Source organism: Stygiolobus sp. CP859M (assembly GCF_037389975.1).
GTDB lineage: Archaea > Thermoproteota > Thermoprotei_A > Sulfolobales > Sulfolobaceae > Stygiolobus.
Genome location: NZ_JBBHKS010000004.1, coordinates 1 through 24,667 on the forward strand (window position 1 = coordinate 1; position 24,667 = coordinate 24,667).

General features: G+C 36.5%; 27 protein-coding genes and 6 pseudogenes. 18 read left to right on the plus strand and 15 right to left on the minus strand.

Features of this window, described 5'->3' with window-relative positions:
• Positions 1–755 (plus strand): hypothetical protein (locus WIW72_RS00300; protein WP_443294701.1); only part of this gene is annotated, 755 nt, incomplete at its 5' end.
• 108 nt (positions 756–863) lie between these two features.
• Here the strand turns inward: WIW72_RS00300 and WIW72_RS00305 are convergent.
• From WIW72_RS00305 to WIW72_RS00315, 3 genes are read right to left on the minus strand one after another with little or no spacing between them, the layout of a single operon-like run.
• Positions 864–1,772: a hypothetical protein gene (locus WIW72_RS00305; protein WP_337703357.1), complete on the minus strand. Its 909-nt coding sequence runs from the start codon at positions 1,770–1,772 to the stop codon at positions 864–866.
• On the minus strand, positions 1,762–2,460 hold the full coding sequence (locus WIW72_RS00310) for a lycopene cyclase domain-containing protein (RefSeq protein ID WP_337703356.1): 699 nt from the start codon (positions 2,458–2,460) through the stop codon (positions 1,762–1,764). Before WIW72_RS00310 ends, WIW72_RS00305 begins: the two co-directional genes overlap by 11 nt.
• The gene (locus tag WIW72_RS00315; RefSeq protein WP_337703354.1) at positions 2,421–3,311 is read right to left on the minus strand and encodes a phytoene/squalene synthase family protein; all 891 of its coding nucleotides are present in this window, start codon (positions 3,309–3,311) and stop codon (positions 2,421–2,423) included. The genes WIW72_RS00310 and WIW72_RS00315 overlap by 40 nt, the downstream gene beginning before the upstream one ends.
• Positions 3,312–3,409: 98 nt before the next feature.
• On the opposite strand from WIW72_RS00315, the gene WIW72_RS00320 reads away from it, so the two are divergent.
• The 3 genes from WIW72_RS00320 to WIW72_RS00330 all read left to right on the plus strand — a co-directional run bounded on the left by WIW72_RS00320 (position 3,410) and on the right by WIW72_RS00330 (position 6,884).
• Complete coding sequence (locus tag WIW72_RS00320; RefSeq protein ID WP_337703352.1) at positions 3,410–3,877, plus strand: sterol desaturase family protein; 468 nt, start codon at positions 3,410–3,412, stop codon at positions 3,875–3,877.
• Positions 3,874–5,301, plus strand: coding sequence for a phytoene desaturase family protein (locus WIW72_RS00325; protein ID WP_337703350.1), 1,428 nt, complete (start codon positions 3,874–3,876; stop codon positions 5,299–5,301). Before WIW72_RS00320 ends, WIW72_RS00325 begins: the two co-directional genes overlap by 4 nt.
• A 338-nt stretch (positions 5,302–5,639) precedes the next feature.
• The gene (locus tag WIW72_RS00330; RefSeq protein WP_337703348.1) at positions 5,640–6,884 is read left to right on the plus strand and encodes an ATP-binding protein; all 1,245 of its coding nucleotides are present in this window, start codon (positions 5,640–5,642) and stop codon (positions 6,882–6,884) included.
• A 528-nt stretch (positions 6,885–7,412) separates the two neighbouring features.
• Here WIW72_RS00330 and WIW72_RS00335 read toward each other — a convergent pair.
• Positions 7,413–7,802 carry a HEPN domain-containing protein gene (locus tag WIW72_RS00335; RefSeq protein ID WP_337721199.1) on the minus strand — a complete coding sequence of 130 codons (390 nt, stop codon included), beginning with the start codon at positions 7,800–7,802 and terminating at the stop codon, positions 7,413–7,415.
• 36 nt (positions 7,803–7,838) lie between these two features.
• Here WIW72_RS00335 and WIW72_RS00340 point away from each other — a divergent pair, with 36 nt between their 5' ends.
• A complete protein-coding gene (locus tag WIW72_RS00340; RefSeq protein WP_337720502.1) occupies positions 7,839–8,177 on the plus strand; it encodes a nucleotidyltransferase domain-containing protein in 339 nt (112 codons plus the stop codon).
• Between the two features lie 153 nt (positions 8,178–8,330).
• Here the strand turns inward: WIW72_RS00340 and WIW72_RS00345 are convergent, their stop codons facing one another.
• Complete coding sequence (locus WIW72_RS00345; RefSeq protein WP_337721200.1) at positions 8,331–8,456, minus strand: hypothetical protein; 126 nt, start codon at positions 8,454–8,456, stop codon at positions 8,331–8,333.
• Between the two features lie 390 nt (positions 8,457–8,846).
• Here WIW72_RS00345 and WIW72_RS00350 point away from each other — a divergent pair, with 390 nt between their 5' ends.
• Entirely contained in the window at positions 8,847–8,969 is a 123-nt protein-coding gene (locus tag WIW72_RS00350) for a hypothetical protein (protein ID WP_337721211.1), read from the plus strand.
• 227 nt (positions 8,970–9,196) lie between these two features.
• Here WIW72_RS00350 and WIW72_RS00355 read toward each other — a convergent pair whose 3' ends face one another.
• Together WIW72_RS00355 and WIW72_RS00360 are read right to left on the minus strand one after the other, a co-directional pair.
• Complete coding sequence (locus tag WIW72_RS00355) at positions 9,197–9,448, minus strand: type II toxin-antitoxin system VapC family toxin (protein ID WP_337721201.1); 252 nt, start codon at positions 9,446–9,448, stop codon at positions 9,197–9,199.
• Entirely contained in the window at positions 9,445–9,672 is a 228-nt protein-coding gene (locus tag WIW72_RS00360) for an antitoxin VapB family protein (protein ID WP_337721202.1), read from the minus strand. The genes WIW72_RS00355 and WIW72_RS00360 overlap by 4 nt, the downstream gene beginning before the upstream one ends.
• A gap of 275 nt (positions 9,673–9,947) precedes the next feature.
• Here WIW72_RS00360 and WIW72_RS00365 point away from each other — a divergent pair.
• Both WIW72_RS00365 and WIW72_RS00370 read left to right on the plus strand, forming a co-directional pair.
• A pseudogene (locus WIW72_RS00365) lies at positions 9,948–11,176 on the plus strand (ATP-binding protein).
• 275 nt (positions 11,177–11,451) lie between these two features.
• A pseudogene (locus WIW72_RS00370) lies at positions 11,452–11,794 on the plus strand (IS6 family transposase); the annotation flags it as partial.
• Positions 11,795–11,910: 116 nt separating this feature from the next.
• Here WIW72_RS00370 and WIW72_RS00375 read toward each other — a convergent pair.
• Both WIW72_RS00375 and WIW72_RS00380 read right to left on the minus strand, forming a co-directional pair.
• Positions 11,911–12,366 (minus strand): hypothetical protein, encoded by a 456-nt coding sequence (locus WIW72_RS00375; protein WP_337703333.1) that lies wholly within the window; start codon positions 12,364–12,366, stop codon positions 11,911–11,913.
• Positions 12,367–12,394: 28 nt separating this feature from the next.
• Positions 12,395–12,841, minus strand: a complete 447-nt coding sequence (locus tag WIW72_RS00380; RefSeq protein ID WP_337703331.1) for a hypothetical protein — start codon at positions 12,839–12,841, stop codon at positions 12,395–12,397.
• Positions 12,842–13,398: 557 nt separating this feature from the next.
• On the opposite strand from WIW72_RS00380, the gene WIW72_RS00385 reads away from it, so the two are divergent.
• From WIW72_RS00385 to WIW72_RS00395, 3 genes are all read left to right on the plus strand, one after another.
• A complete protein-coding gene (locus WIW72_RS00385) occupies positions 13,399–13,560 on the plus strand; it encodes a hypothetical protein (protein WP_337703330.1) in 162 nt (53 codons plus the stop codon).
• A 262-nt stretch (positions 13,561–13,822) separates the two neighbouring features.
• Positions 13,823–14,209, plus strand: a complete 387-nt coding sequence (locus WIW72_RS00390; RefSeq protein ID WP_337703328.1) for a HEPN domain-containing protein — start codon at positions 13,823–13,825, stop codon at positions 14,207–14,209.
• Entirely contained in the window at positions 14,185–14,529 is a 345-nt protein-coding gene (locus WIW72_RS00395; protein ID WP_337721203.1) for a nucleotidyltransferase domain-containing protein, read from the plus strand. The genes WIW72_RS00390 and WIW72_RS00395 overlap by 25 nt, the downstream gene beginning before the upstream one ends.
• 82 nt (positions 14,530–14,611) lie before the next feature.
• Here WIW72_RS00395 and WIW72_RS00400 read toward each other — a convergent pair whose 3' ends face one another.
• Positions 14,612–14,878 carry an HD domain-containing protein gene (locus WIW72_RS00400; RefSeq protein ID WP_337703324.1) on the minus strand — a complete coding sequence of 89 codons (267 nt, stop codon included), beginning with the start codon at positions 14,876–14,878 and terminating at the stop codon, positions 14,612–14,614.
• Between the two features lie 227 nt (positions 14,879–15,105).
• The gene (locus WIW72_RS00405; RefSeq protein WP_337721204.1) at positions 15,106–16,224 is read right to left on the minus strand and encodes a hypothetical protein; all 1,119 of its coding nucleotides are present in this window, start codon (positions 16,222–16,224) and stop codon (positions 15,106–15,108) included.
• A gap of 113 nt (positions 16,225–16,337) precedes the next feature.
• On the opposite strand from WIW72_RS00405, the pseudogene WIW72_RS00410 reads away from it, so the two are divergent.
• Positions 16,338–17,344 (plus strand): annotated as a pseudogene (locus WIW72_RS00410) (NAD(P)-binding domain-containing protein).
• A gap of 338 nt (positions 17,345–17,682) precedes the next feature.
• Here the strand turns inward: WIW72_RS00410 and WIW72_RS00415 are convergent.
• Positions 17,683–18,822, minus strand: coding sequence for an AAA family ATPase (locus WIW72_RS00415; protein ID WP_337703320.1), 1,140 nt, complete (start codon positions 18,820–18,822; stop codon positions 17,683–17,685).
• A gap of 568 nt (positions 18,823–19,390) precedes the next feature.
• On the opposite strand from WIW72_RS00415, the pseudogene WIW72_RS00420 reads away from it, so the two are divergent.
• From WIW72_RS00420 to WIW72_RS00440, 5 genes and pseudogenes are all read left to right on the plus strand, one after another.
• Positions 19,391–20,165, plus strand: a pseudogene (locus tag WIW72_RS00420) (Zn-dependent hydrolase).
• 259 nt (positions 20,166–20,424) lie between these two features.
• A pseudogene (locus tag WIW72_RS00425) lies at positions 20,425–20,541 on the plus strand (IS1 family transposase); the annotation flags it as partial.
• Positions 20,542–21,159: 618 nt separating this feature from the next.
• Positions 21,160–21,759 (plus strand): hypothetical protein, encoded by a 600-nt coding sequence (locus WIW72_RS00430; protein WP_337721205.1) that lies wholly within the window; start codon positions 21,160–21,162, stop codon positions 21,757–21,759.
• A gap of 17 nt (positions 21,760–21,776) precedes the next feature.
• Entirely contained in the window at positions 21,777–22,274 is a 498-nt protein-coding gene (locus WIW72_RS00435) for a hypothetical protein (protein ID WP_337721206.1), read from the plus strand.
• 114 nt (positions 22,275–22,388) lie between these two features.
• Positions 22,389–22,685: a PIN domain-containing protein gene (locus tag WIW72_RS00440; protein WP_337703313.1), complete on the plus strand. Its 297-nt coding sequence runs from the start codon at positions 22,389–22,391 to the stop codon at positions 22,683–22,685.
• On the opposite strand, the pseudogene WIW72_RS00445 reads toward WIW72_RS00440, so the two are convergent.
• A pseudogene (locus tag WIW72_RS00445) lies at positions 22,680–22,854 on the minus strand (DUF4322 domain-containing protein); the annotation flags it as partial. The gene WIW72_RS00440 and the pseudogene WIW72_RS00445 overlap by 6 nt on opposite strands.
• A 230-nt stretch (positions 22,855–23,084) precedes the next feature.
• On the opposite strand from WIW72_RS00445, the gene WIW72_RS00450 reads away from it, so the two are divergent.
• Positions 23,085–23,441, plus strand: coding sequence for an aspartyl protease family protein (locus tag WIW72_RS00450; RefSeq protein ID WP_337703311.1), 357 nt, complete (start codon positions 23,085–23,087; stop codon positions 23,439–23,441).
• 613 nt (positions 23,442–24,054) lie between these two features.
• On the opposite strand, the gene WIW72_RS00455 is transcribed toward WIW72_RS00450, so the two are convergent.
• Positions 24,055–24,447 carry a PIN domain-containing protein gene (locus tag WIW72_RS00455; protein ID WP_337703364.1) on the minus strand — a complete coding sequence of 131 codons (393 nt, stop codon included), beginning with the start codon at positions 24,445–24,447 and terminating at the stop codon, positions 24,055–24,057.
• Positions 24,440–24,652, minus strand: coding sequence for a VapB-type antitoxin (locus WIW72_RS00460; RefSeq protein WP_337703309.1), 213 nt, complete (start codon positions 24,650–24,652; stop codon positions 24,440–24,442). Before WIW72_RS00460 ends, WIW72_RS00455 begins: the two co-directional genes overlap by 8 nt.
• Between the last annotated feature and the right edge of the window lie 15 nt (positions 24,653–24,667).

Here is a 24,667-nt window from a genome sequence, read left to right on the forward strand (position 1 = left end):
AGCAAGGGGAAGCTATTGCGTCTCTTCAAGAGACTGTTAATCGACACACATTAGCCATTGAGGGGCTTCAAGAAGCTGTTAAGAAGCAAGGGGAAGCTATTGCGTCTCTTCAAGAGACTGTAGATAGGCATACAGAAGCAATCAAGTCTCTTCAAGAAGCTGTTAAGAAGCAAGGGGAAGCTATTGCGTCTCTTCAAGAGACTGTTAATCGACACACATTAGCCATTGAGGGGCTTCAAGAAGCTGTTAAGAAGCAAGGGGAAGCTATTGCGTCTCTTCAGCAAACCGTTAAAAAACACGGGGAAGCAATAGAAGCGTTGCAAAAGGCGGTGCTTAGATTAGGTAGAGAGGTTAAGAAACTCTCAGTTGAAGTAGGTAGTTTTACAAATAGAGCTGGGAAAGGTATGGAGAAAGCGATGTTGAAGCTTTATAAGAAGGCATTAGAACTTCACGGGGTTGACCCAAGGAGAGTTGTTCACGGCTTTATCACAGATGACGAAGGGGTAATTGAGAAGGGTAAAGTGTTTGAGGTTGATTTTTATGAGACGAATGATTATGTTTATGTATTTGAGATAAAGAACTTAGCTGATAAAGGAGCGTATGATCAGATCATCATTAGGAAGAAATTATTCTCTACCAAGTACAAGAATAAGAAAATAAAAATATTCTTAGTAGCAAATTTTGTTGATAAGAATGTAAAGAAAAAGTTAGAAGAAGAGGGAGTAGAAATTATTGCCTCTCATGTTATTAAGTGATTAAAAGCTTTATATTTGACCTTTCACGAGTCTTTCAACATTTTCCTAAAGGCAACACATGATTAACGTTGCTTCAAATACTGACTAGAATCTATGTGACTAGTGTCTTTATTCTATAAAGCGTGTGGCTATTAAATAGCTTAAGTAAACTTCATTGCAGAATACTCTTGCGAATCTGGCTGGAGACCATCCGAGAGTCCCACCAAAATCTTCTCTAATCTTATATCGTATAAATTCCCTCTTTTTTACTGATAAAGAGAGCCAAACGTCCTCATGCGAATTTATGAATGTAGGGTCCAATACTTCTCCTTTTTCCGCAAAGGACTTAGGAATTACAAAGAAACTCCCTACATTATAAAACGAAGTAATCTCCTCTCCTATTATTCTTTTTAAAGCCCCCCTTAATGGACCCAATTGTGATTCCATTATAGCCAAATAGGGTGTATCAAATTTTTTCCAAAACCTAGCGTAAGCTTCTCCTTGCACGACTATTACGTGATTTCTGGTTATTTTACCGAACTTTACCATCATCTCGGGAAAGTAATCGGCTATCCTGAACAAGTACATCTTATAAGAATGGTATTTACCCTTATCAGCGTAAACCAATTCAACGTCTTTCCTATTTAAGGTAGATAGTTCATCTACCAATACTTTGCTTTCATCTACCTTATAGACATCGTCATTAGATACTACTATCCATGAAGGAGAAAATTTTTCTAAGGCGTATTTTACCCCCGCATTTACACTCCTAGCATAGTTAAAGTATTTTCCTCCAGATATCACAAAGATAATTTTGAGACCGTTAAAAACCGTTAAAGCTCTTCTCTGATATTCCTCATTTATACTCGGAATTACTACTACGACTTCACTGTCCCCTTTTTCACTCTCCTTTATCTTAATATCCGTTATAGGTCTGTTTTTCATCCATGTTATTAACTCTTCTCTGTTCTTGAATTGCTCATAAAATTCTAATACCTCTCTATAGTCCTCACTGTGAAATTTCGTCTCATCTACCACTCCTAATCACACTCCTTGAAAAGACTCTATAAAATAATGCATAATATATAAACATCGAAAGGGAGTAGAGGAAGTCTTCTATAGGTATAGTGGTTACTCTTATACCGATTATTGCACCCTTACCGTAAATCACTACTGGTAGTGAGGTAAGAAAGTAATCAAAGACGAGAAAAGGTACATAAGTAGTTACTATAAACAACCAAAATGATAAAGACCTAAGCATATCTGGGTCTAGAAACGACGAAAGAAGAATCGCCAAGCCAAGGTAAATCAATACCACGAAAGTGTAACTGTGAGTAAAAAATAGAATACTAGACAAAGCTATAGACCCCCCCAGTAAAGTAAAGACTCCCCTCTTAATGTGTAACTTAGTCTTTACCTTTAAATCATAAATCTCATAAAACACTAACGAACTAAACGGGACTACGAAAAAGAACTCTATCTCTTCTATGGGTAAGTCAATTACTCTAAAAGGCAAAACATATTCAGGGTTAAAGCCCCATGTACCTATTTTCACGGCAATGAAGTCCCATATCAGGTAGAGTAATGCTGTAAGGCTTATAGCAGATAAAATAGCTCCGTAAGACCTTAGTCTTCTCGTCCAAGGTATTATCGTGAACACTACACCGGGTAGTAAAATCAATAAGTCTATTTCCTCATAAGCGAGATGTTTGAGAAATATCTCCAAATCGGAACACCTAATGCATTTTCTATAGCCCTCGTGATTATTTTATTTTTCCTCGGCTTAACTTTTGTTGAGTAAACCACTAGAGGCGACTTATATATAACCTTAGCCGTCCATTTATACATATCGTTAGCCGTCTTTATCGGGATAAGGTAACGGTACGGAATGTATTTATACCCTTTTTCTGCTTCTTTCACCCAGTCGAAGTACAATTTTATTAAGTTCCTCATCATACTTTCAAACTCCTTGGTACGCTCCTTTACTTCCTCCTCCTGCAGAGAAGATAGACTGAATTTTCTTAGTATTTCAGTCGGTATGTACTGTCTGTTTAAAATTAGATCCTCCTTTATGTCTCTAATAAAGTTAACAAACTGCATAGTTTTTCCTAGTATCTTAGCGTAAGGCTCAGCTTCTCTATCTAGGTTCAGTATCCTGCTCATCATTAAGCCTATAACCTCAGCGGATCCGTACATGTACTCTTCTAACTCTTCCATTGTTTCGTACCTCTTCTTGTAGATGTCCATTTCCATAGACCTCAGAAAACTGTCAGCCCAAGACTCTTCAAATTGTTTTTCTCTCTCCAGTTTTACAAAATTATCTATCACCAAATCTTTAGACTTCCCCTCCCTTCTGGCACGATAAAACTCCTCAACGAATTGATAAAACTTCTCCACCTCTTGCGGGATCGAATCTACGTAATTATCCGCAACTCTTACAAAGGCATAAAGCCTGGTTACATCCTTTCTAACTCTAGGAGGGAAGAAGAGGCTACTATTGAAGTACGTAGTACTACCCTTTTTAAATATCTCCAACAGTTTTGAATCAACGTAAAGGTGATCGTTTTCATTTTTCAAAACATAAAGCACCAACTTAAACTCTGTTAAAGAAGTTAAGATTATTTGTATTAAGTATTAGGACACACTCTTATTTTATTCTTAACGAAGATTATTTTATGATACCATTAGTCTACTTACTTGTGGGGATCACGACTTTTATAGCTATGGAATTCGTCGCGAGACTAATGCATAAATATTTGATGCACGGGATACTTTGGAGTATACACAAAGACCACCACTACCCTACTTCTTCCGCTTTTCAGAGGAATGACCTTTTCGGGTTGATATTTGCAGGGATATCAATTTACTTGATCATCGAGTGGATGATAGGTGGGAACCTAATGTATTTGGCTATCGCTCTGGGGATGACCGGTTACGGTATAGCATACTTTACAATTCACGACATGATTATACATAACCGTCACTTAAGGTTAAGGAAAAAAGCAATGAAAAACAGTTTATTAAGGACTTTAATAGAAGTCCACGACGTGCACCACAAAGAAGGAAAAGGTAATTGGGGATTCCTATTCGTTATCCCGGGAATTGATAAGATACCCAAAAAAGAAGGTGTTAGGGCTCAATGAGAGCTGTAATAGTAGGTGGAGGTTTTTCCGGTCTAGCTACGGCGTCTCTTTTGTCTAGGCAAGGCTTTGAAGTAACTCTAATAGAAAAGAACAACTCTCTGGGAGGCAGAGCTAGGGTATTGGAAGAAAAAGGGTATAAATTTGACATGGGGCCCTCTTGGTACTTAATGCCTGAGGTGTTTGACTGCTTATTCTCGTCAATCGGAAAGAGAAGACCCTACGACCTCGTTAAGCTTTCTCCTTCCTTTAAGCTCACAATAGACTGGAAAAAGGATATAGTAATATACCCCGACTTAGATGACAATAAGGAGGAGTTGAATAAGATCGAAAGTAATGGTTTTGAGAAAATGGAAAAATACGTAAACTACACGCGGTACATGTACAAAGTGGCCATGGAGAAATTTCTATATAGAGAATACAAGAGTATCGGAGACCTTTTCACAAGAGAGGTTATGGGAGAAGCATTAAAATTAGGACTTTTTAGTAGTCTGGAGAACTTTAACAGGAAGTTCTTCCAGTCGGAGGACATGTTAAAACTCACTGGATTCGCTTCCGTATTTTTAGGCGGTTCTCCAGATGTAATACCCGGTCTTTATGCGTTAGTGAACTATCCGATATTCGGTCAAGGCGTGTATTATCCTAAAGGTGGGTTCGGGAAAGTAGCTGAGAGTTTGGTAGGAAATTATGAAGTTAGATTGGGAGAGGAAGTGAGGGGCTCAAAAGTAGTAAACGGTAAGATTCACAGTGTGAAAACTGATAAAGGGGAAGTTGAAGGTGATGTTTTCGTATTTTCAGGTGACTACAAGTGGTTAGATCAAAACGCCTTACCGGTGGGTTATTCTAACTACGACCAAAATTACTGGAACACGAGGGTTTACGCACCATCTGCCGTTTTAGCTTTCGTTGGAATAAGGGACAGTATAGACGAGCCCCACCACCACATAGTGATCAAAGGGAATTGGAAAGAACACTTCTCCTCAATCTTTAACGGCTCTCCCCTTCCTGAGGAGTTATCTTACTACGTTAGTATTAGAAGTAAGAGCGAGGAAGGTCTAGCACCAGAAGGCGGTGACTCACTGTTCTTTTTAATCCCTCTTCCGCCCGGGTTTAGGGGAGATACGGAACACATAGCAAGAAGGATAGTTAATGAGTACCTGAGCAAACACGGTGTTAAGGACGTCGATTACATGAGGTTTTTCACCCCCAGTGACTTTGAAGTAGAATATAATGCGACTCTAGGTACGGCATTTGGTTTAGCTCACACGCTATCACAGACCGCATTATTCAGACCGGCGTTTAGGAACAGGAGGATACAAAACTTGTTCTACACGGGACAGTACACTCACCCCGGTATCGGTGTACCTATGGTCCTGATATCTGCTCAAGTCGTGAGTGAAATTATAACAAATAAATTCAACCGCTGACTCCTCACGGCGTGGTTGAAAAGTACCTCCAGTATTTTGAGACAAACACAAGAGAACGAACACAACGGATGTATCCCTTCGTTGATTTTGAGTACCTTGCCTAACGTATACTCAAATAAAAGGAAGAATTGAGAACTTCTTGAGCGAGTACCCTCCTTGATGATAGGAGATAACTTCAGTTGCATAACCAACAAAGACTAAACCACGTACTATCACTGATAGATCTACAACTCTCTTTTTCTATCTCTCCTTTCGTTTACAATAAGTGGTCTCTATCAGACCAGTTAGAACGTTAATGTGGTCAGAAAAAGACTTAAAGGCCAGTCGAAAAAGATACTGTGGAAGAGAGGATAAAGAGTTTCATAGCCGAATGGCTGACCAACAAATTGCCAAAACTCTTTGAAAGGGAGCTCTCTTTACCCGTAGACAAGGACTACGTCATAACCGTCACCGGCGGTAGGAGGAGTGGTAAGACTTTCTTATTATACCAGACCATAAAAAAGGTAGTAGAGAACGGGCTAGCCTCCTTCGACGAAATACTTTACGTGGACTTTGAGGATTACAGGCTAAAGGGAGTAAGCGTGGACGACTTAGACAACGTTGTGAAAGCGTTTGTAGAACTTACCGGGAAACAGCCTAAATACATTTTCTTTGACGAGATCCAGAACGTAAAAGGGTACGGAAGTTGGTTTAGGAAGAGGTATAACTATAAAGTATTTTTAAGCGGGTCCTCGTCAGAACTTACGCCCCTGAGAATCGCCGAGGAGTTAAGAGGTAGGAGCGTAAATTATGAAGTCTATCCCTTGTCATTTCGTGAGTTCCTTAAGTTTAAGGGCTTCACGTACACACCTTTAATGGACTACACTCCGCAAAGGGGGAAGATATTGTCACTGCTTAGGGAGTATTTACAATACGGAGGTTACCCGGCTGTGGTCTTGGAAAAAGAGGACAAAATAGGGTTATTAAAGTCCTACTTTGAATCCGTAGTAATAAGGGACTTATCTCTGGTTAAGCCAGCGATAGCTGAGCTCTTCGCAAGTTTCATTGTCTCTAATTACTCCAACTTGGTAAGCATAAACAAGACTTATAACTACTTAAGGGGTTTAGGGGTGAAAGTGGGGAAGGAGACGGTCATAGAGTTGTTCGCAAAGGCCAACGAGACTTACTTCGCGTTTCTAGTCGAGGAATTTGAGAAGAGTGAAAGTAAAAGGAAGGCAAACCCTAAAAAGGTTTACATAACAGACACTGGTTACCCGACGGCACTAGGTCTAGAGTTCTCGATATCGAGGGCTATGGAGAACATTGTTTATATCGAATTAAGAAGGAGGGGGTATAAGGAAGTATTCTACTGGAAGGGGAAAAGAGAGGTGGACTTCGTGGTCTCTAAGAACTTTGAGCCAAAGAGCCTAATACAAGTGACTCACGCTACTGATAAGATCGAGGACAGGGAGATCGAAGGACTCATTGAGGCTAAAGATGCGTTAAAGGTTGATGAAGCCCTAATCCTCACGTGGGACTATGAGGGTCAGGTAAATGGGTTTAAGGCCGTACCGCTGTGGAAATGGTTATTACGACCAGCGTGATAATAAGTAATTAGTCTGATGTTAGGGTGTACTTTGTCTCCTCACACCGTATTTGTAAAATGAGGGCGAAACTGAGAGGAGTGAGTAACATCTCGTTTAGTCACCACTTGCTTGTAAAACGTGCTTGCCCGTGACACACCCTCTATTTTCAATTACTTATAGTCGTGCCATGGACTGAGGCGTAACAGACCATCAGCCTTCTATCATCACCACCTCTAAGCTTTCGTCTACCCTCATGAACAGTAATCAGTTGATTGACCGTTGACAAAGACCATTGTCGTTGACTATTGCAACGTACCCTATAATGTATGTGGTAATCCCTGGCTTAGCGGACCCCCATCCCCTCTCCCCTACCTACGTGAATTTAGGGGAAGTCAGGTGCTATTTACATACGTAGCTTCAATAGAGTGGAGTAACCACTGGTTCTCTAAGGCTATATATATAGTGATAATATCGTCTTTTGACAGCCATGCTGTACTCATCTCAAGTGTTAATCATATACCTACTACACACTCAAACTCAAAAGTTCTACTCTTTTATGACCTCTTTAACCTCGTCAAAAGCCCCGCTCAACCAAATGAGCACCTTTTCCGCCGATTCGATACAGTTCTCAGCTTTTCTTACGTTATAACTACTTACAATGGAATATCTAGCCTGAGTGTAATGGGGAGTAAGGAAGTCACACTCCTTCATTATTTCTTCCGGAACGGCAACCGAGAGTTCCTTGTTCAAAGTGTCTAATAGCTCACTTAAGTCGTGGGTGAAAGGGTAAGACCCTTTATACTTCATTAAGATACCCTTTATTGTAAACTCCACACTCTGTTGAGAAGCGAAACACGAAAGCCAAGGATACTCCTCCTTACTCTCTTTCGCTACTTTAAGGAAATCCCTAGCCTTTCCGAACCAGAATTTCTCCACCAATACCTTAAAATCCCCCTAAGAATTTTTAAAATTATGCAGTTTGAGCAGTTTGTGGAGAGAGTAGTCAGGTATTATAACGGGAAAGTGAGTATAGTCCTTTTCGGCTCTAGGGCTAGAGGGGACTTCTGGCCTTCAAGCGATTACGATGTGCTTATCGTATTAGATAAAGTCAACGACGAGATAGAAGAAGCCTCGAAACTATACACTATGAAAAGGGGTTTTTCAGCAGACATCATTGTAGTTACTCCCGATAAACTAGAGTTAGGTGACGTTAAGGAGATGTTAAAGCACAAAAAAGTGCTCTATGACGGTCTAGGTGTGTTTAAAACGGAAGAGGTAAATTCACGAGAGAAAGGAAAAAATGGATTATAAAACACTTAAACCCGTACTCCAAACGTACGAGCTGGCAAGAGCTCACCAGTTCAAGTACACTACCTTAGTCCTGCTGTGGAATTGCAGGGCTTCTTCACCCAATTCTTTGTTAACCTCATTGCCCGATCCCTTAAATCCGCTTTAGGGTACCCGTTAGTCTAACTCTATGGTAGGTCTATCCACTTTAACCACGCCTACTTCCGCTTCGTTTACGAACTTCATCACCTCTGACAAATCGTTACAGAAATTGCGGGTTGAGGAGACGGAAATCCTAGCCAAGGGGATGGATAGCCCCTTATTTTACACTCCCTCTTAGGAAAATTCCTCAGTATATGCTGATCACTTCGCTCTTCTTCTTACTAAAAGTCGCTCTATTACAGAAAAGGGGGTTAAGGAGACGGAAACCGTCTTCAGGATAGTCCCATATACTCATTTATCGGGATAAATTTTAGCGGTGATAACGGCGTTCCTCAGGAGCTCGACTGAGGGCTAAATGAGACTGTGGGAGGAGCAATCAATATATCTCCTTACTCCACGGTACTAGACGTTAAAAAGTCCTCTCATGTAAGGGCTGTGGCTACCCCTCAGATGGGGGTCCCGAATCGATAGGTTGAATCCTTTCTCACGTTAACAGAGAACTTTTTTATATTTGTTTATGACGAATTTTCGTTGCTATATGATGATCTCTCACACCGATGTGGGCAAAAGGGTGGGAGTGATTACGGAGATGCGAGCCCCATGCCGCTGAGCTCGAAGGAGTCCCATGACCCACCTACAGTAAGTGGTGGTTGAGGGCTAAGTCCCTACACTCGATCATGAATGAACATAAAATGATTGAAATGAAAGTGTAGGGACAAACGGGAACGATGATAGGTGGAAATCTTTGTCCCTTGTAGAGCGTCGAGAAGTCATTCCTCCCACTTAAATTATCTCAACTTTCACATAATCTTTCACTACTAAAAAGTCCTTATCTCTGATTAGGAGTTTTTCGTCATAAGCCTTTGCAGTGGATGCTATTATCAAATCAAATCGACTATCAGCCTACCTTTCTCCCTTAAACGGTAATGAAGTTCAGTATATTCTACTGCTACTTTTTCGTCTACATGATACACCTTAAACATGTCTTCTAAAGTTTTGAGTACCTCAAGTCTTCTCTTATTTTCTATAACCCTTCTAACCTCCATAAAAGAGATAGTAGAGATCGAATCTCCTAAGTATTTTATCTTCCCTTTTAAAAAGTCTATTAAAATCGAAGTATCAGTTAACGTCATAACTTAAACTCCTCATGCATTTTCTTATGACTCTCCTCTATCCTTTTAATATCGTCTTCGTTTAAGATATCCTTCAACCTTGTTAGGTTTTCTTCAGCTTTCCTCTTACGGTACTCAGAAAGTAAAAGGAGTAAGAACTCATCCCAACTCAAGTCCCCTTTTTCCCTCTCCAGCTTTTCCTTGACCTCTTCAGAAATAGAGATCGTCGTCACCTTGTTGTTCATAATTAATAATTGATAATTATGCGTATAAAGGTTTTAAGCGTCCAACAATTTTGTTTCAAACTTCATTGAAAGTGTTGGTACCTCAGTCTCACTAATTACTTTCTAAAACTGCGTGCACCGCTTACCGTACTCCATGTCATTATAACTTAAAAGAAAGAGTACTAATTAAACGGTATTACTCTCAGATTTAGTTTTGGAGTATACTCCATAAGTTAATCGGAAGAATTTTGGAGTATACTCCAAAAGTTTAAAAATGCAAAAAACTCCTATTATGCGTGAACGTTGAGGAAATAAAAAGCGTTCTGAAGGAACAAAGAGAGGACGCAGAAAACTTAATGAGTAGGACAATACCCAGAGACGGCCTAAAGGGGAGTTGCTAACAAACCTATCAATCCCAAACGTCCTAGCAATATTAGGGGTTAGGAGGAGCGGGAAATCTACTCTATCACTCCTATTATTAAAGGACAGAAACTTTGCTTATGTCGATTTTGATGATGAGAGATTGAGAAATTTAAAATCTGACGATCTGCATATTGTTGAACAAGCAATTTACGAGCTTTACGGTAACGTGGATTACATACTTTTTGACGAAATACAGAACATTCAAGGTTGGGAGCCCTTCGTGAGCAGGCTGAGGAAAACTAAAAGGATAGTATTAACCGGGAGTAATTCTAAGTTACTTTCCGGTGAGCTGGCCACAAGCCTAACCGGAAGGCATGTGGACTTCACGCTCTTCCCCTTTTCCTTCAAGGAGTTTCTAAGGTTTAAGGGAGTTAATTACTCCGAGCCGCTTACCACAAGGGAGAGGGCTGAGATTAAGAACTACTTGAGGGAGTACATGAGCATAGGAGGTTTTCCTGAAGCGTTACTACTAAACAGTAAGCAAATAGTCAACAGCATTTATAATGATATACTGTTCAAAGACGTAGTACAGAGGCTTAAGATAAAGAGGATATCTAGGTTTAAGGACTTTTCCTTAGCAGTAATTTCCCTTTACTCTTCTGAAGTTTCTCTAAATAGAATTGCTAGAATGCTCAGAATTGATTATAAAACTGTTGACGAGTGGTTCTACGGTCTGACCTCAAGTTACTTGATTTATTCCGTGGAAAGGTATACCGGAAAGTTGAGCAGAATTGCAGAAAACAAGAAGGTTTACGTAGTTGACATGGGAATTATTCAAGAGGTCTCTATAAAAAAGGATATGGGGAGATTAATGAAGAATTTAATCGCAATACATTTGCTTAGGAAAAACCAAAACAAGGGAGTTTATTTCGTTAAAGGTGAGGACTACGAAGTAGACTTTTTAGATGAGAAAAATGGGGAGTTAATACAAGTAACTTATGACGAGGAAGGGATAAAGGAGAGGGAGTCAAGTGCTTTAACTAAAGCCTCCTCATCATTGGGTTTCAAACCTAAAATTGTAACGTGGGACATGGAGGACATAATGGATTATAACGGTAAGAAAATAGAGTTAGAGCCCTTGTGGAAGTTTTTATTGAAATAATGAGACCTCTTCAGTTTTCGCTTAATTGCATCAAAGGTACCAGTACTGCCTACTTATATCACAAATTTTTGTGACATCTTTTTGACTTCTTTCATATTAGGTCTATCCTTTGGGTTAGGAGATGTCATTTTTACCTAACATATTCTTAAACTCAAGAACGGTGTTATATACATAAGATAAGCACTGTATTCAAATTATAGAGTGTGGGCAACAATTTTGTTAATCTAAAATGAATTATTCGAATTGTTTTTGCTTTATTTATAGAACGTTGATGAGGGGTACATGTCTTGGTAGTTCTTGTGAACATGAAGGGTTGAGGAAATAGCAATGAGGGTGTTTAGGATTGATAAGGTAATTTACTTTCACAATGGGGCAACTGCATACAACGCCTTCACATGGTCAAAAGTGGAACATGATAAGTTAAACGAGAGGGATTATGCTGAACAAGGGTTCAGAAGCTTAAAACACTTGCATCAATGGACTTCCACTTCCCTTGGAATACTAACAAGTTTACAATAACTAGGTGGTTATCAACATTCTTCCTAATATATCCTTTACACCCCAACGTACTTGTTAGATAAGGGGGTAACAATAAATGTAAATATTTCAAATAAATAAAATTGTTGTCCACACTCACAGATCTAATAAAAACTTATATATATTCTCTGGCAGGAAAAGATATAGAATAAATTAGCACTACTTGTTAATGAGTTAAATAAATTCCGTTCATTAATCTACTTCTTTCCAATAAGTTGAACTAATGTATTTAGTATATGACAGCTCTCATCCCTATCAAGTTCCGAAATCGCTTTCTCCATCTCGTCATAATGAATATAATAAGTTTCAATCTCATTCAAATCCTCAATCTTTACATCAATATTAGAAACGTTAATGAGATACCTCTTCCTTATATTTATCCACCTGGAAGACAAAAGTCTAGCTATCTCGCGTATTGTTTCAACATCGTAGTTTTGTATTGTATAATAAATAGATAGAAAAAACTCATATTTAATTATATGTTCATTATAAATTCTAGTTCTAATATTTCTCCTTAGTGTAGAATTCCCACATTTGCTTAATAAAAGCTCGATGAAATATTTACTCATCTCTTCAATAGCAGAAAGAAGTAAGAAGGCTAAAATATTGTTACTAAGCCTAAGTTTCTTTCCTTCTTGATATAATCTATACAATTCCTCACTATTCTTTTTATCCTTCTTCCTAAATTCTTACCCATCTTCCGTTCCTTTTCTTACATGAAAGAATTATTCCCTCACTTTTCTCGACCATTTTTCCGACAGTATATCCTGCCAACTCAGAAAGAGCTGCTATAAGAAGACCAACATTGAGTCTCTTAGCCGCTGTTCCACCAGTTATACCACCTACTGTCGCAGATGATGTAGCTCCTTCGAACGCAAAAGTTACTACATTTGAAACTATTATCCTTATAGCCATTACCCCCAATTTTGACAGTAGCTCATCAATCTCCTCGCACTGCATCACTCTAACGTTAGCTGGAGTTCTAAAAGATAATGAAATTTTATACCCGTTCTTACTTATCTTTATATCATCGTCTAAGTTAGCCAAGTGAGACTTTAACGCATTTTTAATATCCTTGGCTATTCGTGTAGTATAGCCGTCAATGACATATCTGATATGCTTCTCCATAAGGTGAGTATTTACCCTCTGCATTAATATACTTTTTGTTTGTTAAACCTACAGTTGCGAAGTCATTAAGAAGCCTAAACTTTACTATAAAAACGATAAGTAAAAATATTCTTAGTATTTTTGTAACTACTGTGAAACCCTCATATAAGATTTCACATATAATTCTTATTCTCTCAAGCTAATCCTATTATAAAATGCAGTATCCGGAATATTGTATGGAACGTTGAAAGCTTTGAAGTTCTTATTTGAGGGATTTTGTTTCGTAAATAGCTCTCTGAGTTTAGATAATCACTATTTATTTTTATATTGTTCATCATAAATAATTTTCATATAGAATCAGCGACTTAAGCCCTTTCATTGTTGATTTTCTCTTCAATCATTATGTTTGAACTTGAGTAGATTATGCGTTACTAAATATTATAAATAAGGAGATTTCGGATGTTGTAAGGATGAGAGTTTCTATGTACTGAAAGGTTCGTTAAACTGACATAAGATGAACACTATAATCAAAGTGCACAAAGTTTACTTTATATGCACACTTTTCCTATTCTTAAGTTATGAGTGAAATTATTAGAGTTAGTAAAGATGTGAAGGAGAAGTTAGTTAAGATTAGTGCTGAACTGCAGTTGAATAAGGGTAAGAGAGTTAGCCTAAATGAAGCTGTAGAGTATTTAATAACTTTTTATGAAGAGAACAGAAAATCTCAAAAGAACACTTAATTACTGTTTTCCCTTTTAGGTTCTGCAAAAGGGATCAGGGAGGAACTAGAGAGGTCGAGAATAGAAGATGAGGGTAGTAGTTGATACTGCAGTGCTAGTTGAGGTTTTAGAAGGATTCGGATTTAGGAGAAAAATTCATTAAGTAAGAACTTTATCAAACAATAACGTAAAATACTACTACCCCATAAATAATAAACAAATACTTGAAGAGTAAATAAAAAGGACAAAAGATATATGAGTTATATTTCAAATATTCAGTTTAATGAACTATAAGGAATGGATAGAGCAAGCTTTGGAAGATCTCGATACTGCAAAAGTTCTTTTAAATAATGGGAAATATTACGCTTCTGCCTTTTATTCTCAGCAAGCGGTAGAGAATTCATTAAAGTCCATTATGATTTATCTTGGAAAAGACCCAGGCAAGACACATTCACTTATTGAGCTTATTGAAATGATAGAGAAGGAAGGAGTTACTGTACCAACAAAAATTAAAGAAAATCTAATGGTTCTTTCTCCTCATTTTATAATTTCAAGATATCCAGATGCTGCAAATGGAGTTCCTTTTAAGCAATATAGTAAATCAATTTCTGAGGACCTTTATAATAGAGCAAAAGAGGTGGTTAGATGGGTAGAGGAAAATCTGCAATAGAGAGCCAAATAAAGATAATAAATCTGGTAAAGGAGATAGTGGAAGAAATGGCTAAGGACTTCCAGCAGTTAGATGAAGTTTATATCTTTGGTTCTAGAGCTAAAGGAAATTACTTAGATACTAGTGATATAGATGTTATCTTCGTTTTCAAGGGCATAAAGGAAATGAACGTAATTGATAGGATGTATATGGTAAGTAAATACATAAAAGGAAATCTAGATTATATCGTATTAGATGAAGATGAAAAGAATAGAATAAAAGAGAAGAAATTATTTTGGAAGAAGAATAAGGGATTTGTAGATATAAAGGAATTTCTATGATCCACGCTCTATTATTCGTTTTTAACTTTATTTAGATATAAATTGCTTTTAATTATATACATTATTCAGTATTTTTATTATGTCATTTTTGTTGATCTCCCATTTCTTCTAACAGCCTTATCCCTATCATCTCATGAAGTTTAAACAACTTAACCTGAAAACCCGTGAAATTTAGGATCTGATTATATATGCTGGGGTTTATGTATTTGAGGACTTCAAAAGCGTACTCAAAAGTGTGTGAAAAAGGTAGGTGACCTAAATCGTGATACAAGGCTAATTTCTTTATCTTATCTTTTAAATCACTTTCTAATTTTATAGTTAAGCTCTCTGTCCGTATTCTGTCTATCATCTTAGAGGCTATGTGATAAACGCCTAGAGAGGCTCACTACAAGAGAAGGTATTTCGTGGGTGGAAAAGGATCTTTTGATATGATATTAAATAATTTAGTTTATGCTCAAGATCACACGTTTCAGCTCATCCTCATATTAAATTTTTATAAAAGGTAAATATCCCTTCTGATGAAATTATCGTATATTTTATTAAAATGCATCCATTATTTTTCCATTTTTCTATGTTTTATTTTATTCCTATTTTCTCTTTTATTTGGCTATACAAATCTTCACTAATCTTCTCTACTTTCTCTTTATCCATTACGTATTGTGCGACCTTACTTCTTATCTTATCCCTAATTTTACCGTCAACCTTAAAGTAAGCTATGTGGTTCCCATTAAGGTACATATGTACGTAAAATCTACCTCTCTTTCTTTTCACATTTACGCTAAAGTTATGGGACCGTTCTTGAATTATTTGTTCGTTAACTGTCATGTTAATGAATTTACTTAAGGCACTGGTAGACAATATTGCCGGTATTATAGTCATCTCTAAGATAAACTTATCCCTAATCTTCTTAGGTACGTTCTTTATTATTTCCTCTTGTATATCCCTCAGAACGTATAATTGATTCGAGTTTAGATGAATTATTCCCATCTTAGAGATTTCTTGATTTATTTTCTCCGCTAAATCTTTAAAAACAGGCAGAAGTTTACTACTAATTAATTTATCGACTTCATTCCTAAAATACTTAAATGCTAAGGGATACTCGTTTTCATCAATACCATCATATATTTTCTCCTCAATTTCCTTTAATTGTCTCTTAGCCTCATTAATCTCATGCATCTCTAAATGATAGGGATACTCATATTTCCTTAACGTAATATCGCATTTCTCACATTTGACCTCACTTAGCTCATCCGGCTTATTCTTCCTTAAGAAGTCCTCAGCCACCTTAACTAAGTATTTAATATAATCGTTTATCCACGAAGATACGTTATCAACACATTCAGCTAATTTTTCCTTTGCACACTCAAGCTCTAGATTGTAATCTACTGGTATTGTAGCTGAGGAGAAGAATATATCAGCCTTATCGTAGTCCATAGTAGCCTCTACTATTGAATCATATCCCTCATCTTCTTCTACTACTCTGTTCACAATTGGCGGAGGGAAGTCAACTATATTTAAGTAAACTATTATTGAATCTCCTAAATCTAAATCGTCCTCTAAAATTGTCGCAGTACCCCATTCGTATTCTTTCATATAACATTTAGCTGGGACGTAATAAGGTACTTCATGAAATTTACCTAAATCATCATAATATTCCTCTTTCGTGCATTCGATCTCTTCAAAGTCCCTCAGCATAATAATGGAATGACTATGTGAAATTTATTTTTTCCAGTTTCTTCTTATCAACCCAGTTAGCATCCCTAACGAGTAGGGAGACATATTTATAACTATTAATCAAATATTACCCTGTGAGTAATATAGTTTTGGACTCTAACCTAGACCTATTAAAGGGTAAGATAATAGCAGTAATAGGTTACGGAAATCAGGGTAGGGTACAAGCAACTGTAATGAGGGATAATGGACTAAACGTAATAATAGGTAACATAAAGGATAAGTATTTCGACTTAGCCAAAAAAGGAGGGTTTTGAGGTCTATGAAATAGAAGAGGCCGTTAAAAGAGCAGATATAGCTCTGCTTTTAGTTCCAGATGAAGTAATGAAGGAAGTTTACGAAAAGAAGATACATCAGATAATTTCATATAAAAGCGATTTCGTCTTAGACTTCGCTAGCGGGTAAAACGTAGTCTTCGGCTTTATAAGACCGCTAAGCAATACGGATGTCATATTAGTAGCTCCAAGGATGATAGGAGAGGGAATCTTAGACCTTCATAGGCAGAGAAAAGGGATATCCAGTTTTAATAGGGGTTAAATAAGATCATTCTGGAAAAGCCTGGGATTACGCGATGGCTATTGCAAAGGGTATAGGCGCCATAGGATTACCAAGAGGTGTAGCAGTTAAATGATCATTCGAGGAAGAAGCTTTAATAGATCTCCTAAGCGAACACAAGTAGGTTCCAGCTCTCTTCTCCGCAATTAAAGCTTTTTTCGATATAGCAGTAAAGGAATACGGGGTTTCTCCAGAGGCCGCCCTATTAGAGTTCTACGCTCTTGGAGAGCTTTCAGAAATAGCGAGACTAATGGCAGGAGAGGGAATATTTAACTAGATGGTTCATCATAGTACTACAAGTCAATATAGTACGTTGACTAGAATGTTTAAGTATTACGATTTAATAAGGAAGATAGTTGAAGATGAGGCAAAGGATATATAGAATGACAATTTCACAAAGGAGTGGACTTTAGAACAGCAGGCTGGATATTCAGTTTTCTATAGATTATGGAACTTAGCCATTGAAAGTGAGATGGCTAAGGCTGAAAGGGAAATGTATAAGGTACTAGGAAGAATTAGGAAAGACTAATAGTATAGATCTTGGATTAATTTTAATCTAATGTTTAACACGAAAGAAAATCCTACAACCACTATAGTAGAATTACATAAATTTCCTAAATCTTATCTTTAAAATCTTTTCAATAATAATGAAAAAGATTAAATGTGAATATCAATATAAAGCTTATTTTTATAACTACATTTATCTGTTTTCATTTTACTAATATGTTTTATATAAGGAAGTCAGCTTATTATACGCTTAACAAATTTGTTTATTATCTAGAATAGTTTCGTATATTTTATAGTGAAAAGACATTTATTATACTTGATTTTAAACATTTATATTCATTTTCTTTGTTATAATTATAGTTAAATTACTCTTAATATTTTAGCTATTAAAGGATCGATAATTGAGTAAACTCCTCTTTCTTCTCTTCTTATATATCCATCGTTAATTAATTTCCTTACTCCCTCATTTATGCTAGATCTTCCTAATGGTATTCCTCTTAAGCTTCCTCTTCCTCCCTTCTCCGCTAAGAATTTAATAACTTTTTTAGCATTTTTACTAAGCTTATTGTATTCATCTCTCACAATAGAAGTTATTATAGGATCAACCATCATATCGTTAAGTACTTTCTTAACACATGTTTCGTTTACTGCTTTACACTCTAATGATTTTAAGCCGAAATAATTCAACCAAGCAGGGATACCATCTAATTCTTTAATTACATAGTTTAAACTATCCTCTTCATAACTAATCCCCTCTTCTTTAAAGCCCTCTTTAAGGAAACTTAACGAAACTTCCCTAGAAAATGGATTAATATAAACGGGGAAAAAGAATTGATAGAAAGATTCATTCTTAGAACTGAAAAGTCTTTCTAACATACCTATTGAAGACCCAGAAACTACATATTCTACATTCTTGTGAAACTGCCACTTTCCTCTCATTAAGTGAAATAATCCAGGCAAATTTTGCTCTGCTAATTTTAAAAACTGGAATTCATCTATTACTATTAAGTAATCTTTTCCTATCTTTTCAGCGATCTCTTGAGGCAAATTAAGTAACTCTCTTATACTATCATTACTATTGCCGCTCTTCCTATTAATAAAAAGCTCTATACTTACTAGGTTAATATTAAATGATAGTTTAACATAGCCTAAAAGTTCTCTCAAGGTATTTATTGCCTCCTCACCTCTTTGTTTTAACACAAAGGAGAATTTCTTTTTAGGCTCTAGAAACTTTATTGCCTCAGCTATTATTAAAGAAGAATAATAAGAAAGAAAAGAGATCAAATCAAAACTCTTCCCTTCGACAAATTCCTCAGCATTAATGTATATCTTAGGCCTTTCTATATTCTTTATTGTCTTTAAGATTATAGAAGTTTTACCTATTCTCCTAACTCCAATAACTGCGGTGGGTTGGTTTCTTAAAATCATAGAAGTTAGAATGTTTATTTCAGTCTCCCTATCAAAGGGCTCATCGGTAGGTTTGCCAAATACAAATTTCACGGGTACCTATGAAATATAGGTACCCATACTTTATTAATTTAACGATGATGTAAAACGAGTATAGCGTTCAGTAACAAACCTTTCAGTCAAAATTCAAGTATAGTGCCGTTGTCAGCAGTTTCCGATAAACCGTGAATTTTATGCCATTTGTTATCATTTATCATTCCTAATCTTTCTTTCCGCGAAAGTTTATAATTTTTGCCGTTAATATTACCATGTAGAGGAGAGCCCTACAATGAACTCTATGAGCAATGTGAGGGGGTTCGATGAGGCTCCCCATGTCGTGGCTGGCTCCCTAACCTAGGCGTGAGGAGCCGGACAATGGGTATGAGTACGAGAAGTTGAATCATGAAACCTCAATGAAAGTCCGACCCCTATATAGGTGCCCGTGGCGGAATTAAAAGTAATTAAAAGTAAGGAAAAGTTACGCCACGGGTAAACACCGTACTCCATCGGAGAGTATTTCCTTCTTTTTAATAAATGATAGCTAGACGGCTGAAACTATGATCTTTCCCTCCTAACCCGTATGGGAAAATAATTATCTATAAGGGAAATACAAGTTAAACCAATGATAAAGTCGTTTAAAACGTTCAAAGTAGGAGATCATGGTGAGGTCCCAAGGGCTGAGGTCTATTGGATGAGGGATTTCGACAAATGGTACAGATTATATTTTTATTCATTTCTTTTAGAGAGTGATGATGGATACGTGTTAATAAACACTAGCCTACCAGATGATTTATCCTTAAGAAATGAATTCCTAAGGAACTGGGCTAAAAGTGATAGATGTAAATTTACTGTAAGAGAGGAGGAGAAAATAGAGAACGTTTTAAGAAGGTTAAATCTAAATACTGACGATATATCCCACATCATAATTACGCCATTTCAAGATTACACAATAGGTAGGCTTCACTTATTTAAATAGAGCATTTATATACTTCTCTAAAATCGGCTGGTATCACGACGTGGTAAATCCTTCTCCTTCACGATTTCTAAATAGAGATATTTACTTCCCTAAACATATAAGAAATTACATCTTCGAGGAAGCTTGGAATAGGATTAGATTAGTTGAGGATGAGGAAGTCATTAAGGGAGTAGAAGTTAAATGGTCTGGTTGTCATCATAGAAGTTCAATGGTAGTTAAATTCTTTTACAATGGTAAAAGGGTTTGTATTAGTGACTCCGCGTTTTTAATGGGAAATTTTGAGCAAAATATACCAATAGGAATAGCTGAGGACATATATGAGTGCTTAAGAACTTATGATTACATGAGGAGAGATTGTAATATTGTAATCCCAGCTTATGATCCAGAGAATTTGAACAGATTTAAGGAATTTACAAAATAGGTTAAGGGGTGTAAAGCCTCGCCAGTGAGGATGGATATCCCCCTTATGTTTAAATACTCCTTTATCAAAACGTCTTTTAGTGATGCTAATGACGCCCCTTATATAAACCATATCAATCAAATCCGTGCAATAAGGATCTAACTAATATGTTTTATATAAGGGGTTTGTTACGCCCTCATCAGAAGACTTAGCTTCAGTTCCCTTCTCGACCATATCCCTAGTTAAGGAGAGTATTACTTTTATAAGTGAGAGGATGGTTAATTTTGGTCTTGCCTTGCTTAATGTCATGTATCCAGTAATTTATTCAAGGGAGAAGACTCCCTTGAACGAGGCTTATTTAAAGGGAGTATTGAATATTAGAGAAAATCTGATATAATTTTGCTACAAGCTCTTAAATAGATGACTGCATGAAAACACTCCGGTCTCAGCAATTCCTACCTCTAAAATCTTAAGACATATCATATATGTTAGCTTTGTCCTTAGAAAAGTATAGGAATTCGTCTACAGACATGTCTGCCATTCTAGCTGCTTCTCCAAAACTACCAGTCTCGATGTAGTACTCTATGGCTATTCTAAGCTCGGAAGGAAGACTTCTAATGAAATCACAATTAGCTGTGCTCCTCCTTACTTACCTAGCCTCTTCCGCAAGCTTAGCAATTTTCTCAAATTTTGATACAATATTTTTCAAGGATCTCCCTACTATATATATGCTTGGTGACGTTTATATATATTTTTTGACCTCGGAGATGCTTTGTGGATTAGTTGAATTTTCTTAGATCTTAAGCTAGGAGAAGTAAAATAAATTCTAAATCTTATGATGAGTTAAAAGCTAACTATACGTTCCTTTTGAGAAAAACTGAAGAATTCCACAAAGCATCATCCCAGCCCATTCTCGAGGCTTTCAATCTATTGTAAAGGCAAATTCACTTAAAATGGCGACACTAGGATTTAATTATTTATTAACCTTTATTAGAATTGACTCTAGATTTTAATTATGACCGAGTTTCGTTACGCTTCCGCCTCGCTTATTACAAATTCTAATAAGGATGCGATTTTGAAGGTACTGTCTAATGATAAAGTAAACCTAAAATTGCCTTTAATTTCTGTAAGTGAGTCGTTGTATCCTAATGTCCCGGTTCCTTCCTCCCTTCTTACTACCATAACTTATGATGACTTGCAATTACTGTTATATGAGGTTTCTTTCACAGAAAAGAAGAAAATTATTTTGCAGGCAGCATTAGGTAAAACTACTGATGAGAAAGTTGAGGACGCTATTTTGAAGTTATCTGAGTTAGGAAAATTGTTAAATATAGACTATTTAATTGAGGTTATGTTAATTTACGTCTTGGACGTAGAATTACGCGGATTGTCTAAATATAAAAAGGCAGGCTACGTGTTATTAGACTATAGTAACGAAGGCGACTTAAGAGAGTCAGAATACTTATCGTCAATAAATGTTTTGCCTTATGTTCTTGACTCGAGGAAATCCTTAGTCGAAATAATTTATAGGAATAGGCAAGTAAGCGTAAATGTAATTAAAAGTCTAATAAATGAGATAGAGAAGATAGTAAGAGGTGATGAAAAATTAGCTTAAGCTTGACTAGAGAAAAGTTGCGCGAGATAGAGTCTTTAAGATCTACAACTGAAATACTAAATAATATATTATTAATGGCTACTACATATTTACAATCTTCATATCCTATCAGTAGTGTATATGCTCCACCTTTCAGAGTGTTGCGTATAGATTATGATAATGAAGAGAATCCAATATATTTTACCACATTCGACGACTGGTTGAAATACGTGAGGGGCTCCGACTTAGAGGAGATAGTTTTACCTGACGTTAAGTCATTAGACCTGGAAGAAGTGATGAAAGATCTTGGTTGGGAATATAAAATAGAAATAAAGCAAAACCTGACTCCTGTAGACCGAGAGACAAAGATCCTTTATTTAAGCGACTGTAGATTGGTAAAGAGAGTAGAGTACGTTGTTCTTTCATTGACTCTGATTAATGGCTTAGGTGAAGAAATTATTCCAGTATGCGGAGAGTTCACAATGGATATATACAAGGAGCACCTCTTACAACAACTGTATTGGCTTTCTAAGTAGTGGTGAAATTGAAAGTACTCGTTGATACTAATATAATCAGAAAAGAGAAATAAGCTATTTAACTTACTTGGGAGCTATGATCCAATATATTCGGATCTCGTTCTAGCAGAAGTTATGGAGGTAATAAGGAAAAATACACTAGAATTTCAGAAGAAAAATAAACGGGAAGTTGCAAATAAATATTTTGCGTTCGGTCGAGAATTTTTGAAGATATTATATCAGCAAAACGTTCAATTGGATTATCCGAACATAAAGGATTTTGTTGAGGCATTTGAAGTAATGAAAGATAAAGACGTTGATGCAGTTGATGCGATCCTTGCTGTAATAGCTAAAAGGCAAGGAGTTAATGTTCTATCTAACGATAGGGATTGGGATAGGCTAAAGGATTACGCGAAGCGCGTAAACGTTTAATAACGTCTGTGGGGATACGTCATACGCTCTGGACTTGTTCTCTACTGAATCGTAAACACGCGGAGATGAGAGTTTTTGCCACCTCTTCTCCTTTCTTTCCCTTAAAGCATGGAAAGTAATTTATATCCTATTTGTTGAATGTTTGGTGAGGGAGACCCGGTGTTACCATCTTCCTATCTCACGTGGTAATATTCTATCTCCCTCACCTTAAACCCTTTCTCCAATTCTTTACACTCTTATAAATTTCTTTATCTTTCACAGATTAGATATTATCCTATCAGAAATATTTTTTCTAATATGATTTTGGGTCTACCGTGGAAGGGCGAGGCTCTCCGCCCCTTAACCCCTTTCTTCGTAAAGACCAATAAGTAATTTAGATCGTGGAAATATACATAGTGTGTGGGACTAATTTACGTTGACGGCATAGTAAAGAACGAGAAAGGAGATAGTGAGAAGGTTAGGTTCTTGATAAATTCCGGTGCTTATTACACTGTGCTAAAAAAGGAAATTTGGGAAAAGTTAGAATTAAAGGAGATTTCAAGGGTATCATTAATTTTAGCGGACGGTACGACTATAGAGAGGGGAGTGTCAGAAGCGATTATTGAACTTCCGCCTTACGGAGAAAGACACTCCCCCGTTATTTTAGGAGAGAGCGAGGATGAAAATTTACTAGGAGTTGTTACTCTAGAAATTTTTGGCCTTATCTTGGATCCCTTAAAGAGGGAAATTAGACAAGGTAGGATTATAATGAAATAAAGACAACAGAATGAGGTTGTGCTAGCCCTCTTTACTATCTAATAATCCCTCAAGAGAGTGTCCAGAATGCAAATAATTCAATAAATATAATGTGATAGGAAAACAATATTATAACTAGTTGAGAATATAAGTCAATTATATCTTTCAATATGAGGGGAGATTAATATTTTATTGTAATATAAAATAACTTATAGTTGAGAAAATGAATTTCAAACATACCCCATATTACCCTGGTTGACCTTAGCAATTCTAACTACTTTTCCTACATCGTTAAATTTTATCCTACCGTTTATTGAAGTAAATTGAAAGTTCTCTAATGCTTCTTTATTAATTTATTCATCATCTGGTAGGATGACAATTACTATCACCTCCTTGCCGTATAATTACTCACCTTTCTATCTTATCTTCGCAGGTATTGTTATTCCGTACCTCATTTATCCGTAACTGATGACCGTTAACCTGAAAACAATTTGCTCCATACGTGGTTTTTAGTTATAAAATGCTAACATTGGAATGGAGGGCACCACTATGAAGTCTATGTGAGGTGGAGGAAGGCACCAATGAAACTCCACATGTCGTGGCCGGCTCCTTAACCTAGATATTACCGTTCTCCTTAAATTAATATTACCTCCTTCATACCTTCAAATATTTTATCTCCTGACACGATTTTTGCACTATACTTTCTAGCTAATGCTAATAGTATACTGTCCGTCAATGCTGGTTTATTTTTGCGCTCTTTTTTAGACTTTTCCAGTAATTCCAGGTAGGTTTTTCCTCCTTCTATGCTTATATCTGCATCTAAGCAAGCAACTATACTATTTTCCTCTACAAATTTAAGTCGATTCTTGACCTCCTTTTCATTAGCCCCTTCCCTAATGTACTTTCTTCCGATTTCAGCCAATACTAAATCGGGAGTTATGACCTCGTCGGCAGAAGATACGATTTCTACAACCTTTTTACCTTTTTCACTTCCCAAGAATAATTCTATCCACGCATAGCTATCCATTACGATCTTCAATCCTATCATCTCTAGTAAATGGAGTTATTTTTCCTTTATCTATACCAAATACTGTTTTTAATTTTTCCTCTCTATACATTTTTATTAAGTATTGAATGGTATCATCTATTGATGAGAAATTATTTTCCTCCTTAAGCTTCTTCAAAATTTTAAGTGTAGACTCGCTCACTTTTATGGTTACTTTTTGTTGCATAGTATACTTTCTACT

Excerpts from the sequence above, each read along its gene's own strand:
- WIW72_RS00390 (WP_337703328.1), top strand. The coding sequence starts at position 13,823 with ATGAACTATAAGGAATGGATAGAGCAAGCTTTGGAAGATCTCGATACT.
- WIW72_RS00455 (WP_337703364.1), bottom strand. The coding sequence starts at position 24,447 with ATGGATAGCTATGCGTGGATAGAATTATTCTTGGGAAGTGAAAAAGGT.
- WIW72_RS00340 (WP_337720502.1), top strand. The coding sequence starts at position 7,839 with ATGCAGTTTGAGCAGTTTGTGGAGAGAGTAGTCAGGTATTATAACGGG.
- WIW72_RS00360 (WP_337721202.1), bottom strand. The coding sequence starts at position 9,672 with ATGAACAACAAGGTGACGACGATCTCTATTTCTGAAGAGGTCAAGGAA.
- WIW72_RS00320 (WP_337703352.1), top strand. The coding sequence starts at position 3,410 with ATGATACCATTAGTCTACTTACTTGTGGGGATCACGACTTTTATAGCT.
- WIW72_RS00430 (WP_337721205.1), top strand. The coding sequence starts at position 21,160 with ATGACCGAGTTTCGTTACGCTTCCGCCTCGCTTATTACAAATTCTAAT.
- WIW72_RS00395 (WP_337721203.1), top strand. The coding sequence starts at position 14,185 with ATGGGTAGAGGAAAATCTGCAATAGAGAGCCAAATAAAGATAATAAAT.
- WIW72_RS00460 (WP_337703309.1), bottom strand. The coding sequence starts at position 24,652 with ATGCAACAAAAAGTAACCATAAAAGTGAGCGAGTCTACACTTAAAATT.
- WIW72_RS00400 (WP_337703324.1), bottom strand. The coding sequence starts at position 14,878 with ATGATAGACAGAATACGGACAGAGAGCTTAACTATAAAATTAGAAAGT.
- WIW72_RS00385 (WP_337703330.1), top strand. The coding sequence starts at position 13,399 with ATGAGTGAAATTATTAGAGTTAGTAAAGATGTGAAGGAGAAGTTAGTT.
- WIW72_RS00325 (WP_337703350.1), top strand. The coding sequence starts at position 3,874 with ATGAGAGCTGTAATAGTAGGTGGAGGTTTTTCCGGTCTAGCTACGGCG.
- WIW72_RS00405 (WP_337721204.1), bottom strand. The coding sequence starts at position 16,224 with ATGCTGAGGGACTTTGAAGAGATCGAATGCACGAAAGAGGAATATTAT.
- WIW72_RS00380 (WP_337703331.1), bottom strand. The coding sequence starts at position 12,841 with ATGGAGAAGCATATCAGATATGTCATTGACGGCTATACTACACGAATA.
- WIW72_RS00355 (WP_337721201.1), bottom strand. The coding sequence starts at position 9,448 with ATGACGTTAACTGATACTTCGATTTTAATAGACTTTTTAAAAGGGAAG.
- WIW72_RS00440 (WP_337703313.1), top strand. The coding sequence starts at position 22,389 with ATGGAGGTAATAAGGAAAAATACACTAGAATTTCAGAAGAAAAATAAA.